Genomic DNA, 18,288 nt, shown 5'->3' with positions numbered 1-18,288 from the left:
TGTCACTTTTTGACATGGTTTAGCTTTAGTATAAAGATATCAAAGAGAAATACAACAAATTATCTAAAGAAAGTAGGAATTGTTATGTCAAACTATCAATTAGTAGAAAAAGAAGCCTTCACTGTTTTAGGAATTGGTGTGGAATTAAAAAGTGATTACACTGATTTTGCAGGTATCACCAAAGAAAAACATGATTTCTGGGAACAAGTCACACAAGATGGGACATTAACAAAGTTAAAAGAATTAGCTGATAATGACTATATTTTTGCGGTAAATGAAGCTTATGACAACAAAATGATGCATTATGCTGGTGTCTTAACTGAAAAAACGTTACCTGAAGCAACTCGTATCATTCAATTTCCAAAAAGCACGTATGTTGTTGTCAGCGGTGAAGCTGATTCATCTGAAGAATTACAAAATGTATTGACTGGTATGGCATTTGGTCAAGCGCTGGTTGAATTACAGGATTACCAATACGTTGGCGGACCAAACGCTGCCGTTGAAATGGGACAAAAAGACGGCAAATTCTTTGGTGAAATGTGGATTCCTGTCGTAGCGAAATAATCACAAAAGGCTGAGGTAAGATGCTACCTCAGCCTTCTTTTTAGATTAATTCTCGCAAACGCGGATCCATAAAATCATCGATGACAACTTTTACCGCATCGAGTTCTTGTAAGGTGTCATGATTGCCATTCGTTGCCACAGCTACTACATGTTTGGCTTTGGCATTCGCAGCACCTTGTAGTCCAATTGGTGAATCCTCGAAGACAATCATTTCTTCAGGCGTTATCCCAACATTTTTTGCCGCTTGAAGATAATAATCTGGTGCCGGTTTACTCGCTAATGTCCCATCATTATAGACGATTTTTTCTAAGTCAAACCAACGTCCTAAATCAAAGAAATCAAAATAAAAATCCACATTGCTTTTCGGAGAAGCGGTCGCAATATTCATGCGTACATTCTTTTCTTGCAAGTAATCAAAAAATTCTGTCACACCTTGGATCAGTTCAACAGTCTCTTCTTGCAATAACAATTCTCGATACACAGCCTCTTTTTCCTCTGAATATCGTTCAGCTTCATTAGATGTGAGTTGCTTATTCAAAAATTTTTCCATAATCAAGTGATTGGTTCTGCCGTGAATCTGTTGAAATTCTTCTTCCGTGATTGGGCGATTCAATAATGATTGAATATATTGACGCCACGCTACCTCATGAATTGCTGTATCACTCAGCAATGTTCCGTTAAAATCAAAAACAATTCCTTGCATCGGTTACACTCCAAACATCATTTTATTAATTTTAGTGTACCTTAGTTAAACCACATTTGCATTAACAAAAAAACTGTCCAAAAAATTTGGACAGCTTTTGATTAAACATAAAATAAGTTTTTCGATGGATAAATGGGGTCACACGTAAATGAGATTCCCAAATTACGTAAGATTTGTTCATCATCTTTATTAAAGATAACAGTTGAATGTGCTTGCGTTTCCTTTAATTCCACTAATTTTGAATAGGCTAATTGCGCTGTTGGATTGGTTACCGCACTAATCGATAAGGCAATTAAAATTTCAGAGGTATTCAAAGACGTAATTCTGCCAGATAATTCATTGGCTTTTAGTTTTTGAATAGGTTCTAAAATATTTGGTGACAATAATAAAATTTCATCCGCAATATTTGCCAGTTTCTTAATAGCATTTAGGATGGCAGCAGCACTTGCATCCATTAATTCTGATCCTCTGCCCATCACAATTTGTCCATCTGCTAATTCCAATGCGACAACTGGCGGCATAAATTCTTGATCCATCTTCTCTTTTTTAATTTCTTCTGCATAGGTACGAGCTGGAGAAACACATGGACGAGCTTCTGGACGTAACGCAATTTCTTCCATAATCAATTGACTACGTTGTAAAGTTTCTAAATCAGTTAAGCCTTTTTTATAATTCGCTTCTGTATCAAAATAGCGACGAATAATTTCTTGTTTTGATGCTTCTTGTACCACTTCATCGTCAATGATGCCATAGCCGACACGATTTACGCCCATATCGGTTGGTGAATTAAATTCAGATTCTCTCCCAGTAATTCGTTCAATTGTCCGTTTAATAATCGGGAATGACTCTAAATCGCGATTATAGTTGACTGCAACTTCGCCATAACAATCGTAGTGGAAAGAATCAATCATATTCACGTCTTTTAAATCCACGGTTGCTGCTTCATAAGCAATATTCAATGGATGTTTTAACGGAACATTCCAGACTGGGAAGGTTTCAAATTTTGAATACCCAACTGAATGACCGTGACGACTTTCATGGTACAACTGGTTCAAGCAAGTTGCTAATTTACCACTACCTGCCCCTGGTCCAGTAACGACAACAATCGGTTTTGTCGTAGGGATAAATGTATTTTTGCCAAATCCTTCATCACTGACAATTTTGTCTACGTTAATTGGATAGCCTTCAATTTCACTGTGGGTAAAGACTTTGATGCCACGTTGTTTTAATTTATTGATAAAAATTTTAGTTGATGGTTGGCCATTATAGCGCGTGATAACAACACTATTCACTGCTAATTCATAGTCGCTTAATTCATCAATCAGACGCATAATATCCATATCATAAGTAATACCATAATCGCCACGAATTTTATTGCGTTCAATATCTCCTGCATAAACACAAATAATAATTTCTGTCTGGTCTTTCAATTTATGCAACAATTTGATTTTTGCATCTTGGTCAAAACCTGGTAAAACACGTTTGGCATGCATATCACCAATTAGTTTTCCACCAAATTCCAAATACAATTTGTCGTAGTTATTCACACGTTCTAAAATATATTTTGACTGTTCATCAATGTACTTCTGTGGATCAAAACCGATTTTTCTCACTATTCTCGTACCCCTCACTAAATTACTATTTATCAAAAAAATCTCTTGTACCATTCAACCAGAAAATGAGCAAATATACAACCAATATTCCCTGATTTTTGAAAAGAATTTTAGTTTTGTTTCTCATACAAAATAGCTAGAGACTTTATTGGAATCTTTTGCTATAATAGATAACATTATAAAAAAATTAGAATTATCATCATTTTGCAATCGAAAAGAGGTGACTCCTATTTTAATTCAAGAAGAAACAAAATTAATTTTCCATCAGAATCAAACGATTCAAAAAATTGAATGGAGTATTGCAGGCGGGAATGTTTGGCTGGTTACCAAATTTGACATCGCTAAAGATAGTCCGTTACCTGCACTATTTTTGGAACAATTAACACAACAGAAAAAAACGGTGATTCCACTATGTGCTGATGCACGGTCGTATTTCTATCAACAAGCACCTCAGTATTTAAAAGCACTTGATGGAACATTATACGGCAAATGAACACAATATAAGGAGTGAAAAGATGAAAAAATTAGGGTTTAGTATGGTTATGGTGACACTTTTACTTGCTGGATGCACGAGCAAACAAAAAGAAAATACAAGCGAATCTACTTCAAGTAAAGCCCCTTCACAAGAAATTGCAGTGGTCGTCGATCAAGAAATGTCTTCCATGGATTCGGCGTTAGCAACAGACACTTATAGCATTACCGCAATTAATAACGTCATGGAAGGATTATACCGTTTAACAGAAAATAATGAATTAGAACCTGCTGGCGCGAAATCCCTTCCTCAAGTAAGCGAAGATGGTTTAACATATACCATCCAATTAAACGAGCACGCCACTTGGTCCGATGGTTCTCCCGTAACCGCTGATGATTATGTCTTTGCATGGCGTAAAGCTGTTACACCTGAAACAAAAGCCGAATACGGCTATTTATTTGAGCCTGTCAAACACGCAACTGACATCCTTGCAGGTCAACTAGCACCCGAAGAATTAGGAATTAAAGCTGTTAGTGAACATGAACTAACGATTGAGTTAGAAAAAACTACGCCTTACTTTGACAGCTTACTCGCCTTTCCTACCTTCTTTCCACAAAACGAAGCATTTGTGACTGAACAAGGTGATAGTTATGGAAAAAATAGCGAGAATCTCATTTATAACGGTCCTTTCACCTTAGCAGATTTTGACGGACCAGGTACAGACACGAGTTGGACCTATCTAAAAAATGAAGACTATTGGGATAAGGACACCGTTCAATTAACCAAAATTGATAATCAAGTGGTCAAAGAATCATCAACCAGTGTCAATTTATTTGAAACTGGTCAAGCCGATGATATTCTATTAACCGGTGAACTTGCCAAACAATACAAAGACAATGAAGCATTTGTGACCATCAAAAAAGCTGGGACAACCTATCTATCTTATAACCAAACAGAAGCTACTTTCAAAAACGAAAATATGCGTAAAGCTATTTCTTATGTCTTTGACCGCGAAGCAATTGTTAATCAGTTGTTGGGAGATGGCTCAATTGCACCAACAGGACTAGTTCCAAGTGGTATGTCCTACTCACCAACAACAGATGAAGATTTCGCTGTTGAAGCAGGTGGCAACTTAACAATGAATATTGATGAAGCAAAAAAATTATGGCAAACGGCTCAAAAAGAATTGGGTATTACAAATCTCACATTAAAACTAGTCGCTTATGACACCGATTCAATCAAAAAAGTCGCTGAGTATCTACAGTCTTCGATTGAAGAAAATTTAGAGGGCATCAAAGTTGAGCTATCTGTCGTACCTGTCTCTGTCGCAATTGAATATGGACAAAGTACCAATTTTGATTTATTTTTATTTGGTTGGACAGCCGATTACGCTGATCCAAGTTCATTCTTAGAATTATTTACTACGGATTCTGTCTACAATTATGGAAAATACACAAATCCGAAGTACGATCAATTTGTTGCAGCTGCTAAAAAAGCTGATTTAAATCAATTGGAGCAACGGTGGGATAACTACATCCAAGCAGAAAAAACATTGATGCAAGATATGGGTGTCTCTCCATTGATTCAAAAATCAGAAGCACGCTTACGCAACCCTGCATTGAAAGGCATTATTAGTCATAGTGCAGGCGCCCAATTTGATTATAAATATGCTTATTTAGAAGAATAACAAAAAATAACGTCTAGACTCAATTCACTGAATCTAGACGTTATTTTATTCATAAAAGACAGCATCAAGGAAGAGTCCATGTGAAGGAACAGTCTCTCCGGCATTTGCACGAACTTTATTTTCGAAAATTTCATCAATGATTGTAACGGGCAGTTTTCCAGTGCCAATCTCCAATAGTGTCCCCATTATAATACGAACCATTTTGTGTAGAAAGCCATCACCTAAAAAAGTGAAATGGACCATTGATTCCTCTTGCTGAATCGTTAATTCATGAATGGTACGAACTGTCGATTTTTTGGTTTTTTTCAATGCAGAAAATCCGATAAAATCATGCGTGCCAATTAATTTTTTGCAGGCTTCATTCATTTTTTCAAAATCTAAAGGCTGCGCTACGTGAAAACTATGATTTCGCTCTAATGCAGTTGGAATGGGACTATTCCAAACATAGTAACTATATTGCTTCCCTGTACAATTGTAACGGGCATGGAAACGTTCGGGCATCTCTTCCACTCTGGTAATCACAATGTCACGTGGTAAAAATTGGTTGAGAAAATGTAACATCTCTTCTCTTGTCATGGTTGAATCTGTTTTGAAATTAGCAACTTGACCACGAGCGTGGGTGCCTCCATCGGTACGCCCTGAACCAATAATTTCAATTTTTTCACCCGTCATTTGTGTCAAAATACTTTCAATTTTCCCTTGAATGGTTTTCCCTGAATCACCTAAACGTTGCCAGCCTAAATAACGCTTGCCATCATACTCAATTGTTAATTTTATATTTCTCATGATTTGCTCCTTTGGTTTCATTTCTTGTCAAAGTATAACATACTGGGCAGTTATTTTAGGGTCGTAAGTTTTACTGGATGGCGAATCACGGTTTTTAATTTGTCTGCCTCTGTTTTTCTAGGATCACTAATATATATTTCATGATGCATGCGTGGTTCAAAATCTGGTTCGTAACCTTGTTCTTTCAAAAAATCATTCATCACTGCCGAATAATCATTTTTCTTCGTCTCGGTTGCAAGTGAGATGGCCCATTCTACATCTGTCTTGCTCACAAAATCTGGCAAACGTATCACTGAAATCCACCGAAATTTTTCTTTATGATTGTAATCCACACCTTTTAAGCCATCCATCCACCAAAAACCCTCTAATGGTGGCACAACGTATTCATAATAGCCTTCTAAATGTTTCCCTTTCATCTTTATCGTATACAAAATAGCATAGAGTTTACTGATTGCTTGGGCATACATACCATCTGGTTCATTCGGATCACCTGCACCCCGGATTGCTAAAAAATTCATTGAAGGAATCTTGATAATTTCAGGTTTATTTTTAGGTAGATAATACTGCTTATATTCTTTTTTAAAATCAATTTTTTTCATGTTTATCTTCCTCCTCAATTTATTATACCTGAATATCCTTCTGCTCATAAAAAAACTCCATGTTAATGAACACTGGAGTTTTAAATTATTATTTCTTACTTTTTTGTATCTCATTTTGAAGCTTACGATTTTTTAAACTCAAATAGGTCACAACAATGATTAATAACACAACCATTGTTCCAATCCCCAAAGTTAACCAAGGAAACGGTTCTTTTTCAATAGTCACATCCGTGTCATTAAATTTTTTCGCTGCTTCCCGATTCACTGTAAAAGTTGAACTACCTTTCCAAACCTGCTCTCCTGCGACTAAAGTCGTGTTTACAGTGTATGTTCCAGGTTCAAAAGCTTTTCCATTCAAAGGAATAAAATAATCCATCACTGTATTGGGTGCAAAATTAATTTCCCGCTCTTCAACTATTCCTGTCTCTTCTCCTTCATACATGACTTCATAATTTAGCATCATTTGATTGACATAGGCAGCTGAAAGATTTTCAATTTGCAATCCGACTGCATTCCGACCATTGACTTGTTGGCTATAGGCTTTATTAATACTAAATTCAGGTGTAACTGGTGTTAAATCAGAACGTAATAAAATGGCTAATTCACGGGCAAATAAATTTTGGACATTTCCTTCAAAGTCCTTTTCTGCAGATTGTTTGATATAAACGCCCCCAGCTAACACACCCGAAAATTCTTGATTAGGCATTTCTACTTCGGCATAAATTGTCTGCGTTCCTTCTGGTGGTAAAAGAATCTTTTCTTCAGAAAGCGTAACAAACTTTTCAATATCGAAAGGTGCAGAAGTTGATTTTTCCTTACTACTATTTGAATAGTCAATCATCCCGTTCATATTATTCACGGCCCGATTAAAAGATAGCTCTAAAGATAATTCTTTTTCACTTTTATTTGTAATAACAATTGGTAATTTTTCTTTTTTACTCGGCGCTAATTGCAAATCGTAGTACATTAACTCTGGTTTTGTTTGTGATGCAGGTGGCTCAATTGAAATGTCAAAGCTATCTAATGATTCTGCGTTGACTGTATAAGTAGTCAAGAAAAAAAGGCTAAAAAAAACTATGCTGAAAAAACATCTGCTAAAATCTCGTCTCACACTAATCACTACTTTCTATCAATTATGTAAAACCTTCCTTGAAAAGAAAGGTTGTCTATCCTAAGGAGTTGTCCCAGCATTTAATGTCCATACTAAGGTAGTGGTGTAAATTCCTTCGTACTCTACGACATCTTCAGGAATGACTAATTCAAATACTTCTAATGGCAAAGTCGTCTCCCCAATCCCAGTGCCTGTATCAGCGGTTAGAATGGTTGCGGCACTGTAATTAGCAAATCTGAAAGTTTTTAATGATTGATTCTTAAATGTTTCATCTACAAAACCTTCCATTCTAGGTAGCGAACTAACATTATTTTCTAAATCGCTGACCTTCATATTAAGTTCCGCTGTTCCTAGCGTCTTTCCAGAAGATTGAATGGTAAACTGTTCCTCTTGCTGAACACTTAAACTCCATGATGAATCCGTACGTCCACGGTTATCACGGACCACAATAGCACCTTTGGTTAATGTTGAGCCATCGCCATAGACACCGTTGCCCGCAGCAGACGTGGCATACCATTTATCTTCTCCTTTTTTTTCTAACTGAATCGCATGACTCCCAAAATTCAAATCTCTAGGTAATTTCTTCGTCACATCAGAACCATTTTCATAAGGATCTAGTGTAAGCCCTCCAGTGGTAAAACGAACCTCACCATTTGTTTCATTGGCTAAAGCAGCGGGGGTATAAATCAAGGTACCAACAATCAACAACGAACCGAACAATAATTTTTTCATTTTCTTATCCTCCGTATCTTTATCATGTAATAGCTTGCTAATAAAACTAACCCTATCCCAACAACTGACAACAATATATTGATTTCTTCTCCAAATTTTCCAATTTCATTGAACTTTTTGGCAAAATCTTTTGGTTCTGCTTCTAATTCGGGCTCTTTCCACTCCTCCTTTTCTGGTTCCCTAGTACTTAGAGTATCCTCATAGTAAAATTCCACTTTTCCAGTGGTAACTTCGGCTTGGCTATTCACAGTAAAAATAAAACTTGCTAGTACTGCAAAACAAAAAAATAGTTGCACCTTTTTTTTCATCAGTCGCACCTCCTAGGGCCCGATTGGTACATCAGATAGTTTCCAAACAAGTGTCGTCTGATACGCCCCCGTATACTTCTTTGTATTCTCAGGAATATACAGGTTAAAATGAGCAACTTCAATCGTTAATTCTCCCATAGACTGCGCATTTGTTAAACTAGCAATAGGTTGCGATTGATTCGCTTGTAAATGTATCTGGTTGTTCTGAGGGATTTCTAGAATGCCGTCGATAAAAGTGCTTTTTGGTGGATCTAAAGTCAACTGTAGTTCACCTGGCAATGTTTTTCCCAGATTCACCCAATCGCCTTCTTGCGTCACGGATAATTGCCAATTTTTTTCAAGTAAACGAGTGTCGGTTACAATTAATTGCCCTGTCGTATAGTTTTCTCCTGTCAGTGCTGACCAGTTTTCTTCCTCTATCATTTGAACTGGATGCGTACCAAAATCTAAATTATCAGGAAAGTCAGTAGACAATTCAAAAATTTCAGGTGCAAAATAAACAAAGGATTTATTACTTGATTGAGTCAATAAATCAAGATTAACCACCGCTTCTTTCGTAACTGTCGCTACAAAAGGCGAATCTAATTCTTCAGTCATTCCAACAGGACGATTAATCGTTGTCGGAATTGTAATGTCCGCACTTCCTAATACTGCTGCATCTGCTAGCTGTGCTTGCAATTGCCCTAGTTTTCCTGGATCTGTTAGAGAAGCTAGCAATGGGTCTAACAAATCAATGACTAACTTAATTGCTGTTTTTAAGGTTGTCGCTAAAAGATCGCCGACAATTGGTACTCTTACCTCCACTTTAATCGCTTTGGCTGCACGTAACACATTCATTAATCGATTAGTTGTCAAATCGCTCAATAAAATACCTAATGTATTATCAATATCGACAATCGCATGAGTGTCGGTCGCTTCGATTGGTGCAGTAAATGATTGCGTTCCTAGATTTTCAATTTGCTTAAGGAGTTGGACCTGTTGTCTAAAATCTGTTAAATCAACACGGACTAAACCTAAATCAATTTCAATATTTAATAACGCTTCAATCGCTTTTAAGACCTCTGAAAGCATCGCTACATCGGTTAATTTTAATAAGGCGGCAATTTCACCTCTGGCTTCGGTGCTCGCTTGTACTTTTCCAATCAATTCGCTTGGATAAACAAGTACAGCACGTTTCCGTCCTGCTAAAACTTTGACATCAATATCCAACCTTTGCGAACCTTCTATTGTAAAATCGACTTGCCGTTGTTCTTCTACTTGCCATCTTTGTTCAGGTGTTGTTTGACTATTATTTTCAGTCGTCACATTGGTTAAAATTTCTGTGTCTAACACCGCTGCATGGATTATTTGGATAGGACATACTAGGTTAAGAATGATTGAAACCAAAAAAAGAACGATTAATTTTTGATACCAAAATACCCGACTTTTCTTCACAACCACCCCTCCTCCAAAAGAAAACGCTTACCAAATCATCATTGCTTACATAAAAATTAACCATTCATCATCTATTTATTATTTTTTTTTAATTTTACCACCTTATTTTCATTCCAACAACTTTTTGTGTCTTTTTTTAACAAATATTATGCAAAAAAAGAACAAAAAAAACAAAACAAATAATCCATCTCAATTGAATTATTTGTTTCATTTCAATAAAAGTTCTAAAAAAATATTACTAAGGTAAAAAAAAGGGATTTTATTAATGAATAGTTGGGGGATATTGTGATAAACACCATTCTTTGATTGCTTGTGTTGCAAAAGCAGCTTGCACACTAGTTTCATAAATCATTTGGTACATCTGCTTATCCACAGTGAATAACTGTTCCATGATTTCCCATTCATTGGTCATTGTTGTATGTGACACTGTACGGTTATCTGTATTCATAGTGACTTTAATACCGTCTTGATGAAATAGGTAAAAAGGATGTTCCTGATAGTTTAAAACAGCTTTCGTCTGGACATTACTTGTTGGACACATCTCCAATACAATTTGTTGTTCTTTTACGCGTTGATAAACAATTGGGTCATCTTTGATAAAAACACCATGACCAATCCGCTCAGCACCTAACATGTCTACTGCATCCAACACGTTTTGACTACTTCCCGTCTCACCAGCATGAATTGTTACATGATAACCATATTCTCTAGCCAGGGCAATCGGTTCAACAAAACGAGTGCAAAATCCATCTTCTTCAATTGCACATAAATCAATCGCAACGACGCCTTTACCTAAAAAGCTTTTCCCAGATTCGACGACCTCAAACGCACTTTCCACCGACATCGAACGTAAGCAAGATAAAATAATATTGCCTTTAATTTCATACCTCGCTTCTGCTAATTTCAACCCATCAATCACACTTTGAATCACTTCTTCGAGTGTTAAACCTTTCATTGTGTGAAGCTGTGGACCAAAGCGTACTTCCAAATATTTCACGTTTTCTTTTGCCGCATCTTCAAATAGCTCAAATGTGATTCGTTTTAAGCTTTCTTTCGATTGCATGACTGCATTTGGCAGTGCAAAACATTGTAAATAGTCTGCTAATGATGTGCATTCTTCTGGTGCAATTAACGCATGTTTTAATTCGGTTAAATGATAAGTTGGTAACTCAATTCCTTCTTTACGCGCAATGTCTAAAACAGTTGCCACCCGTAAGCTGCCATCTAAATGGCAATGTAGTTCAATTTTAGGTAATCCGTGCATTTTTTTTCCTCCTTAAAATATTCCCAATAAAAAATCCTGCTTACGAAGAAGACATCGAGCACATCTTCTTCGTAAGCAGGAATTAAGGTTCCTGGTAGAGACTTCCAAACCAAATTATTGGAATTATACGAAATATATCTATTAATTTTTCTAAGGATACGCAATTTTTTATTCATTGTCAAATGATTAAAGAAACTACAAGAATGGTTATATCTCTGAAAAATTTATTTTACAAAAAGACGTATTTTTGCCTATTATTCTAGTGAATTCTCGCTAAAAATAAGCTATACTTCAATTAAATTATAAAGGAGGAAAATGATGAGTAAAAAACAATGGAAAAAAAGGGTTCATCTATTTGCAATTGTTGGTATTTTGATAAGTTTCTTAGCTATGGCTCCTACTTCGGTATATGCTGCTAGCAATGTGACTTATGAAAAAGAATTTAATGGTAGTAACGCTAAAGCAAATAACATTGCTTTAGGCAGAAAAACACAGGGGAATTTTTCTGGAAACAAAGATATTGATACGTACACATTTACATTATCAGCAACAAGCAATATCCAATTACTTTTTAACGGTACTGGGACTGCCAAAGAACAATTAGGAACATTTCAATTAACAAATAGTTCTGGATCAGTGATTGTGAAAACCAAAAATATTACCAATGCAACCTCACAAACACTAGTGAAACAATCCTTGCCTAAAGGAAAATATTACCTTCAATTTAAAAGTACACAAAATGTAAAAAAAGCCAAAAACTATCACTTTACAGTATCTACATTCGCGTCACCACCTAAAAAGGTTGCTGTAAAAAGTATCAGTATCAATGCGCCAACTAAAACACTCACAGTTGGAAAATCAACTACACTAAAAGCAACGTTTAATCCAACGAACGCAAGTAATAAAAGCGTCACTTGGAAATCGTCAGACACGAAAATTGCGACAGTTGATAGTCATGGGAAAGTTACCGGCAAAAAAGCCGGAAAAGCGACCATTACGGCTACTAGCAAAGATGGCAATAAAACAAGCAAAGTGACGATAACTATCAATGCAGTTAAACCGGTTGGCAAAACAGTCTACATCGCACCCAAATCTGGAAAAAAATACCATTTTGATTCACATTGTCGCGGTTTAAATAGAGCAAAATCTATCAGCTCAACTACTGAAAGTAAAGCGAAAAGCGAAGGCTATACCCTTTGCGGTTGGGAAGATTAAAAACTAGCAGGGAAATTCTAGGAATAGAATTTCCCTGCTAGTTTTGTATCAAGTAACAAGTGATAAATTTTCTCCTCTTATTCACTCACTTATGATAGGGTCCGCCTGTATTGATACGGAACGCACGATAAATTTGCTCCACCAAAATCAACTTCATTAATTGATGCGGGTAAGTCATTTTTCCAAATGAAATTTGGGCATTGCTCCGCTTCATCACTGCTTCACTTAACCCAAGTGACCCCCCAATGACAAAAACCAACTGACTTTTCCCTTGAATGCCTAATTGATCAATTTGTTTTGCAAAATCTTCACTACTTGGATTTTTCCCTTCAATTGCTAAAGCATATACATACTCTTGGTCTTTGATTTTCGCTAAAATACGTTGTCCTTCTTTTTCTTTCACTTGTAACATTTCAGCTTCACTTAAGTTTTCAGGTGCTTTTTCATCAGGAACTTCGACTAACTGTATTTCGGCATAAGCACCAAGGCGTTTGACATATTCATTAATTCCTTGCACTAAGTATTTTTCTTTCAATTTTCCAACTGTGATAATTTTGATATTCATTGTTTTAGCTCCCTTGATTTCTTCTTGTTTATTATACAAGAAATACCTTCCTTCTGCACAATCTCTTTTTTAACATAGTTATGCACAGTATACACAGGTTTATCCACAGAAAAATGCGTATAAAAGACTTTTTTCATCACTTTTTGGATAAGAACACTTATTCCCCTCGATAGTTTTCCACTTTATCCACATACTTGTGTATAACTAATCAACTGTTTACACACAACATTTCCCCAGTTTTTTCCCCAGAATTTGTGGAAAACTATTTTTTCATACTCTTATCTGCTTTTTTGCGTAAGTTCTTCATATTTTTTTCAAAATCTCGCAGTAGACTAAATGCAGAAGTAAAGCTTATACTAAAAATAAGAGTACAGACAATTCAATATGGAGGAACATAATTATGAATAATCGAAAAGATGTCACACCTCAAAAAACAAGTAATGGTGTATTGAAAAAATTTGGGATTGGTCTTTTGGGTGGTGTATTAGGTGGTTTCCTTACCATTGGAGGTACATACTACGCAACAGACGGTTTTAACTTTCAAAATGAACCACTTGTCACTGAAAATACAACGACTTCCGGTGATGCAAAAGTAAGTAATGTCAAAGTAGATGTGAACAGCGACATTACATCTGCCATTAGTAAAGTACAAAATGCCGTGGTTTCTGTCATTAATTTACAAACACCGGCACAAAGCCAGTGGGGAAGTCCTTTTGAACCTCAACAAAATAATTCCACAGAATTAGCTCCTGCTAGTGAAGGGAGTGGTGTCATTTATAAAAAAGATGGCAAAGATGCGTATATTGTAACCAATAATCACGTAGTTGAAGGTCAAAAAGGATTAGAGATTCTCTTGCAAGACGGCACAAAAGTTCAAGCTGAACTTGTTGGTACAGATGCCTATACTGACTTGGCAGTCTTGAAAATTTCTTCCGATAAGGTAAAATCAGTCGCTACTTTTGGTGATTCAGATGCACTAAAAGTCGGTGAACCAGCAATTGCTATTGGCTCACCTCTTGGCTCTGACTATGCCAACTCGGTTACACAAGGTATCGTGTCTTCTTTAAATCGTATGGTTCAAAACACCAATGAATCCGGTCAAGAAATCAGTATCAACGCAATTCAAACTGATGCTGCGATTAACCCAGGAAATTCTGGTGGTCCTTTAGTTAACGTGGCTGGGCAAGTCATCGGAATTAATTCAAGTAAAATTGCTAGTTCAGCCAATTCTGGTGTTAGCGTTGAAGGGATGGGCTTTGCGATCCCAAGTAATGATGTGACAAGTATTATTGCCCAATTAGAAGAAAATGGTAGTGTTGCTCGTCCGGCATTAGGTATTTCAATGCTGAACATGAACGAAATTTCTAGCCAACAACAAGAAAAAATTCTAAAAGTCCCTTCTTCTGTGGTCAATGGTGTCGTCGTCCGTTACGTTGAAAGTGCGACTCCTGCTGAAAAAGCTGGTTTACAACAATACGATGTCATTACCAAAGTGGACGGCAAAGACGTCAGCAATTCAACCGAACTTCGCGCTGCGCTCTACAAAAAACAAATTGGCGATAAGATGGAACTTACTTTCTATCGTGAAGGCAAAGAACAAACAGTAACGGTTGAATTAACGTTAGATCAATCGGCATTAAATCAACAACAACCCCAACAATAATCATGCAAAAAAGCTGAGTATGTCGCATACTCAGCTTTTTTTATTTAATATCAATCCAAAATTGCTGCTGTTGTTGAAAATAATCAACAATATCCAAATCGAAAGTCTCTGCTAATAATTTTCGAGAAGCAATCGTCGAGAACGCACCTTGTGCGACAATTTTTCCTTCTTTTAATAACAAGATATTTTGACTGAGCATTAACGCTAAACGAATATCGTGAAAAACCCCAATCAACGTTTTCTTTTCCTGCTGCCCCCACTGCTTCAATTCTTGAATCAGTGTTTTTTGATAACGAATATCTAAATGATTATTTGGTTCATCCAATAAAAGAATTTCTGGATCTTGGGCAAACACTTTTGCTAAAAACACACGTTGTTGCTGTCCACCAGACAACTGATTCACCACTTTATCTTTTAAATCAAGTAAGTTCGTTCGTTTTAAGCAATCCAATACATGTTGGTGTACTTCTGGTGACACACGTGGGAAAAACGTGGTTTGATAATGATAACATCCCATCAAAACTGTCTCGTAGACAGTATAATCAAAGGCAATCGTCGTGAATTGACTAAGTAGCGCTACTTTTTGTGCCATTTGCTTACGTTTTAATTGTTTGACTTCTTGTCCATCGATTTTTACTGATCCTTGGTACGATAATAAACCTGCTATTGTTTTTAACAGCGTGGTTTTGCCACTCCCATTGGGTCCTAGCATACACAAATGATTTTCTGAATGAACCGTCATGGAAACATCCGTCAAAATGGTTCGTTTTTGTAGGTAAACCGTCACTTGGTTCAGTTCAATCATTGTATTCGGCTCCTTTTTTTGAAATAGAGATACAAGAAGAAAGGTGCCCCAATCAAAGCGGTCACTGCTCCAACAGGGATTTCTCGGGGTGATAGTAGTGTGCGTGAGACGGTATCAGCAATCACCATTAAACTTCCACCGAGTAAGGCCGCTCCAGGAAGCACCCAGCGATGTGTCGCGCCTAACAAGCGTCTCAAAATATGCGGCGCAATTAAATCCACAAAACCAATTATCCCAACAAACGATACCGCACTTCCTGCTAATAATGTCGACCATAAAATGACGTGTAATTTCAGATGCTTCACTTCAACACCAACCATCATTGCTTGTTCTTCTCCTAAACTCAAACTATCTAACGCATTGGCTTCGCGCCAAAGGAAAAAACTAGCAAGCAGTGTCGTTGGGATAAATAAACGTAACGTCTCCCAATCACTACCAGAAAAACTGCCCATTTGCCAAAAAATCAACTGCTTCAAATAATCCTGATAAATCGCCGTTAACATCGTCAATACAGCACTGATAAATAACGTCACAATCATTCCAATCAAGACAACGGTTTGATTATTCATTTGACTATCTAAAGAACGTACCGCAATTAAAATAAATAACACGGTTGCTAAACCAAAAACAAACCCCGTGGCCGGTAACAATAGACTGCCGATAAATGATACTGTTACACCAGTAATCATAATTAAGGCAGCGCCTAAAGAAGCTCCTGCTGAAACCCCCAATGTATAGCTCGACGCTAACGGATTTCCTAGTAAGGATTGCATAACCGTCCCACTAACCGCTAGCGCTGCTCCGACAAAGTAAGCCATCAAAACGCGTGGCAAGCGAACTTGCCAGATAATTGTTGCAAGCATCGTGTCATCCGAATGATGAAATAAAATTGAGAAAAATTCTGCTAACGATACGTCGACACTCCCAATCGTACTCCCGAAAAAAATTGCACCCATACTCAAAAGAAACAAACCTAAAAGATAGACTCGCTTAGTCATTTGTTACATCCTGATAAGCTTCTGGATAGACTGCTTTGGCCATTTGTTTCAAAGCTTTTGTAATATGATGATTCGGTACAGAACTTGTGTCAGTATCAATTTCATAAACTGCTTGGTTCTGAATCGCTGTGACATTCGCCCAATTTTGACGAGCCAGCACTTCTTCAACCGGATTCTCAATGTAATCAACACTCGTTAAAATAACATCTGGATTACTGGCAATCGCCGCTTCTTCAGTGACTGGCAGCCAACCATTTTCTCCAGCCAAAACATTTTCAGCGCCAATTACTTCCAACATTTCATTTAAAAAGGTGCCCTGACCAAAACTATAAATATCTGGTAACGCACTAATTTCAAAGAGTACTTTTTTCTTCTCTTGAATTGTCTTACCAATCTCACGGATTGTTGCTATTTCTTGATTCATCGTATCAACTAATTCTTTCCCTTTATCGTGTTCATCTAAGGAATCCGCAATAAATTGTACATCCAATGCAATATCTCCTATGGTTGTACTGGTCGGAATCGTCACGATAGGAATTCCCGCTTCTTCCACCTGATTCCAAACACTTTCAGAAGAAGCCATGTTGATATCTGTCACATAAACAACTTGTGGTTCTAATGCAATAAGTTGCTCTGCATCAATGGCCATCATATCAAACTGTGGCAATTTTTTAAGGGTAGCATCGGCATCTGCACTTTGCATATCCACACCTACTAAATCAGCTTCGCGTCCAATATCGGTAATTACTTGTGTCATTGATGGAGCAAGGGATACAATTTTTGTTGTTTTTTCTGATAAATGAATATCTTTTCCTGCACGGTCTTTCTTTGGTAGTGTTTGGGTCTGTGTTGCTTCGTTGGTTGGGGTTTGTTGAGTACAACCTGCCAGACCAACCACTGTCAACATGGCTAGCGTTAAAGCCACTAATTTTAGTTTTTTCATCTTCTATTCTCCATCCCATCTTATATTTTCTTCATTTAAGCATACTCTTTCACGAAACTCAACTTGCACGTAACAAAAAAACGATTCATCCACTAGGAACAAATCGTCTCTTTTTTATTTTCCGACAGTGAACGCTTCGCCGACAACAGCATCGTTCCCTAATTCTAAAATACCACGCTTCATTGGTGCATTTGGTAAATGCAATTCTTTTGCTGAACATACCATCCCGTAACTAGCAACACCGCGTAGTTCACCTGGCCAAATCAGCATTCCATCAGGCATCATCGCTCCGGGTTTCGCAACGACAACTTTTAGTCCTTTACGAATATTTGGCGCGCCACAAACAATTTGTAACGTTTGATTGTTATCAACTTCAATTTCAGTAATCGATAAATGATCGCTATCTTCGTGTGGTTCACAAGATTTCACAAATCCTACCACAAACTTAGGCTCATGATCAGGGGTTAATTGTTCTGTAAAACCAGCCGCACGCATTAATTCATTCAATTTGGCTACTTGTTCATCTGAAAGATAGACTTGACCATTCCCTTCAATAGTCATGACTTCTGAAATAGCAAAGAAATTCCAGCCGATGATTCGACCGTCTTCTGTTTTCAGACAAGCGACATTGCCTTTTCTTTCAACTGTTTGTTCTAAATTTTTATCATTGTCAGTGATTACCATCAAAGTGTCACTAACATATTTTGGGTTATACGCAAAAATCACACTGTTTCCTCCTAAAATTCACTTCGACCACTATTTTAACAAATTTTTGACACTTCGACACTATTCATGGCAATATTTTTATTCAATCGCTTGAATATCC

The 18,288-nt window shown here is 36.9% G+C and carries 19 protein-coding genes and 1 riboswitch; of the genes, 5 read left to right on the top strand and 14 right to left on the bottom strand.

Features of this window, described 5'->3' with window-relative positions; all coding sequences use genetic code 11:
- Positions 1–84 precede the first annotated feature (84 nt).
- Positions 85–564 carry a GyrI-like domain-containing protein gene (locus tag BAU17_RS11390; protein WP_161902947.1) on the top strand — a complete coding sequence of 160 codons (480 nt, stop codon included), beginning with the start codon at positions 85–87 and terminating at the stop codon, positions 562–564.
- A gap of 40 nt (positions 565–604) precedes the next feature.
- On the opposite strand, the gene BAU17_RS11385 is transcribed toward BAU17_RS11390, so the two are convergent.
- Positions 605–1,267, bottom strand: a complete 663-nt coding sequence (locus BAU17_RS11385; protein WP_161902946.1) for an HAD family hydrolase — start codon at positions 1,265–1,267, stop codon at positions 605–607.
- A 101-nt stretch (positions 1,268–1,368) separates the two neighbouring features.
- Positions 1,369–2,880, bottom strand: a complete 1,512-nt coding sequence (locus tag BAU17_RS11380; protein ID WP_161902945.1) for a DUF1846 domain-containing protein — start codon at positions 2,878–2,880, stop codon at positions 1,369–1,371.
- A 220-nt stretch (positions 2,881–3,100) separates the two neighbouring features.
- On the opposite strand from BAU17_RS11380, the gene BAU17_RS11375 reads away from it, so the two are divergent.
- On the top strand, positions 3,101–3,373 hold the full coding sequence (locus BAU17_RS11375; protein ID WP_161902944.1) for a hypothetical protein: 273 nt from the start codon (positions 3,101–3,103) through the stop codon (positions 3,371–3,373).
- A 22-nt stretch (positions 3,374–3,395) separates the two neighbouring features.
- The gene (locus BAU17_RS11370; RefSeq protein ID WP_161902943.1) at positions 3,396–5,039 is read left to right on the top strand and encodes a peptide ABC transporter substrate-binding protein; all 1,644 of its coding nucleotides are present in this window, start codon (positions 3,396–3,398) and stop codon (positions 5,037–5,039) included.
- Positions 5,040–5,084: 45 nt separating this feature from the next.
- Here BAU17_RS11370 and truA read toward each other — a convergent pair whose 3' ends face one another.
- The 7 genes from truA to add all read right to left on the bottom strand — a co-directional run bounded on the left by truA (position 5,085) and on the right by add (position 11,273).
- Positions 5,085–5,825 (bottom strand): tRNA pseudouridine(38-40) synthase TruA, encoded by a 741-nt coding sequence (truA, locus tag BAU17_RS11365; RefSeq protein ID WP_161902942.1) that lies wholly within the window; start codon positions 5,823–5,825, stop codon positions 5,085–5,087.
- A gap of 50 nt (positions 5,826–5,875) precedes the next feature.
- Positions 5,876–6,424 (bottom strand): GyrI-like domain-containing protein, encoded by a 549-nt coding sequence (locus tag BAU17_RS11360; protein ID WP_161902941.1) that lies wholly within the window; start codon positions 6,422–6,424, stop codon positions 5,876–5,878.
- Positions 6,425–6,512: 88 nt separating this feature from the next.
- Positions 6,513–7,478 (bottom strand): WxLIP family cell surface protein, encoded by a 966-nt coding sequence (locus BAU17_RS11355; RefSeq protein WP_161902940.1) that lies wholly within the window; start codon positions 7,476–7,478, stop codon positions 6,513–6,515.
- Positions 7,479–7,595: 117 nt separating this feature from the next.
- Positions 7,596–8,267 (bottom strand): WxL domain-containing protein, encoded by a 672-nt coding sequence (locus BAU17_RS11350; protein WP_161902939.1) that lies wholly within the window; start codon positions 8,265–8,267, stop codon positions 7,596–7,598.
- On the bottom strand, positions 8,264–8,575 hold the full coding sequence (locus BAU17_RS11345; protein WP_161902938.1) for a hypothetical protein: 312 nt from the start codon (positions 8,573–8,575) through the stop codon (positions 8,264–8,266). Before BAU17_RS11345 ends, BAU17_RS11350 begins: the two co-directional genes overlap by 4 nt.
- A 12-nt stretch (positions 8,576–8,587) precedes the next feature.
- The gene (locus tag BAU17_RS11340; protein WP_161902937.1) at positions 8,588–10,009 is read right to left on the bottom strand and encodes an adhesive domain-containing protein; all 1,422 of its coding nucleotides are present in this window, start codon (positions 10,007–10,009) and stop codon (positions 8,588–8,590) included.
- Between the two features lie 262 nt (positions 10,010–10,271).
- Complete coding sequence (gene add, locus BAU17_RS11335) at positions 10,272–11,273, bottom strand: adenosine deaminase (RefSeq protein ID WP_161902936.1); 1,002 nt, start codon at positions 11,271–11,273, stop codon at positions 10,272–10,274.
- Between the two features lie 52 nt (positions 11,274–11,325).
- Positions 11,326–11,424, bottom strand: a riboswitch (purine riboswitch).
- A 167-nt stretch (positions 11,425–11,591) separates the two neighbouring features.
- Between add and BAU17_RS11330 the strand changes: the two genes are divergently transcribed.
- Positions 11,592–12,488, top strand: coding sequence for an Ig-like domain-containing protein (locus tag BAU17_RS11330; protein WP_161902935.1), 897 nt, complete (start codon positions 11,592–11,594; stop codon positions 12,486–12,488).
- A gap of 85 nt (positions 12,489–12,573) precedes the next feature.
- Here BAU17_RS11330 and rlmH read toward each other — a convergent pair whose 3' ends face one another.
- A complete protein-coding gene (rlmH, locus tag BAU17_RS11325; RefSeq protein ID WP_161902934.1) occupies positions 12,574–13,053 on the bottom strand; it encodes a 23S rRNA (pseudouridine(1915)-N(3))-methyltransferase RlmH in 480 nt (159 codons plus the stop codon).
- 400 nt (positions 13,054–13,453) lie between these two features.
- Here rlmH and BAU17_RS11320 point away from each other — a divergent pair, with 400 nt between their 5' ends.
- Positions 13,454–14,716, top strand: a complete 1,263-nt coding sequence (locus BAU17_RS11320; protein WP_161902933.1) for a S1C family serine protease — start codon at positions 13,454–13,456, stop codon at positions 14,714–14,716.
- Positions 14,717–14,756: 40 nt separating this feature from the next.
- Here the strand turns inward: BAU17_RS11320 and BAU17_RS11315 are convergent, their stop codons facing one another.
- The 4 genes from BAU17_RS11315 to ytpR form a co-directional block, all read right to left on the bottom strand.
- Positions 14,757–15,521 (bottom strand): ABC transporter ATP-binding protein, encoded by a 765-nt coding sequence (locus BAU17_RS11315; RefSeq protein ID WP_161902932.1) that lies wholly within the window; start codon positions 15,519–15,521, stop codon positions 14,757–14,759.
- The gene (locus BAU17_RS11310) at positions 15,518–16,519 is read right to left on the bottom strand and encodes a FecCD family ABC transporter permease (protein WP_161902931.1); all 1,002 of its coding nucleotides are present in this window, start codon (positions 16,517–16,519) and stop codon (positions 15,518–15,520) included. Before BAU17_RS11310 ends, BAU17_RS11315 begins: the two co-directional genes overlap by 4 nt.
- Positions 16,512–17,462: an ABC transporter substrate-binding protein gene (locus BAU17_RS11305; RefSeq protein WP_161902930.1), complete on the bottom strand. Its 951-nt coding sequence runs from the start codon at positions 17,460–17,462 to the stop codon at positions 16,512–16,514. The genes BAU17_RS11310 and BAU17_RS11305 overlap by 8 nt, the downstream gene beginning before the upstream one ends.
- Before the next feature lie 114 nt (positions 17,463–17,576).
- Positions 17,577–18,188, bottom strand: a complete 612-nt coding sequence (ytpR, locus tag BAU17_RS11300) for a YtpR family tRNA-binding protein (protein ID WP_161902929.1) — start codon at positions 18,186–18,188, stop codon at positions 17,577–17,579.
- Between the last annotated feature and the right edge of the window lie 100 nt (positions 18,189–18,288).

This window comes from Candidatus Enterococcus willemsii (genome assembly GCF_009933335.1).
Classification (GTDB): domain Bacteria; phylum Bacillota; class Bacilli; order Lactobacillales; family Enterococcaceae; genus Enterococcus_F; species Enterococcus_F willemsii.
The sequence above is the reverse complement of the archived record's forward strand: the minus strand, read 5'-3'. Positions and strand labels throughout refer to the sequence as shown.

Excerpts from the sequence above, each read along its gene's own strand:
- BAU17_RS11310 (WP_161902931.1), bottom strand. The coding sequence starts at position 16,519 with ATGACTAAGCGAGTCTATCTTTTAGGTTTGTTTCTTTTGAGTATGGGT.
- BAU17_RS11320 (WP_161902933.1), top strand. The coding sequence starts at position 13,454 with ATGAATAATCGAAAAGATGTCACACCTCAAAAAACAAGTAATGGTGTA.
- truA (WP_161902942.1), bottom strand. The coding sequence starts at position 5,825 with ATGAGAAATATAAAATTAACAATTGAGTATGATGGCAAGCGTTATTTA.
- rlmH (WP_161902934.1), bottom strand. The coding sequence starts at position 13,053 with ATGAATATCAAAATTATCACAGTTGGAAAATTGAAAGAAAAATACTTA.
- add (WP_161902936.1), bottom strand. The coding sequence starts at position 11,273 with ATGCACGGATTACCTAAAATTGAACTACATTGCCATTTAGATGGCAGC.
- BAU17_RS11330 (WP_161902935.1), top strand. The coding sequence starts at position 11,592 with ATGAGTAAAAAACAATGGAAAAAAAGGGTTCATCTATTTGCAATTGTT.
- BAU17_RS11385 (WP_161902946.1), bottom strand. The coding sequence starts at position 1,267 with ATGCAAGGAATTGTTTTTGATTTTAACGGAACATTGCTGAGTGATACA.
- BAU17_RS11360 (WP_161902941.1), bottom strand. The coding sequence starts at position 6,424 with ATGAAAAAAATTGATTTTAAAAAAGAATATAAGCAGTATTATCTACCT.
- BAU17_RS11350 (WP_161902939.1), bottom strand. The coding sequence starts at position 8,267 with ATGAAAAAATTATTGTTCGGTTCGTTGTTGATTGTTGGTACCTTGATT.
- BAU17_RS11305 (WP_161902930.1), bottom strand. The coding sequence starts at position 17,462 with ATGAAAAAACTAAAATTAGTGGCTTTAACGCTAGCCATGTTGACAGTG.
- BAU17_RS11345 (WP_161902938.1), bottom strand. The coding sequence starts at position 8,575 with ATGAAAAAAAAGGTGCAACTATTTTTTTGTTTTGCAGTACTAGCAAGT.
- BAU17_RS11315 (WP_161902932.1), bottom strand. The coding sequence starts at position 15,521 with ATGATTGAACTGAACCAAGTGACGGTTTACCTACAAAAACGAACCATT.
- BAU17_RS11370 (WP_161902943.1), top strand. The coding sequence starts at position 3,396 with ATGAAAAAATTAGGGTTTAGTATGGTTATGGTGACACTTTTACTTGCT.
- BAU17_RS11390 (WP_161902947.1), top strand. The coding sequence starts at position 85 with ATGTCAAACTATCAATTAGTAGAAAAAGAAGCCTTCACTGTTTTAGGA.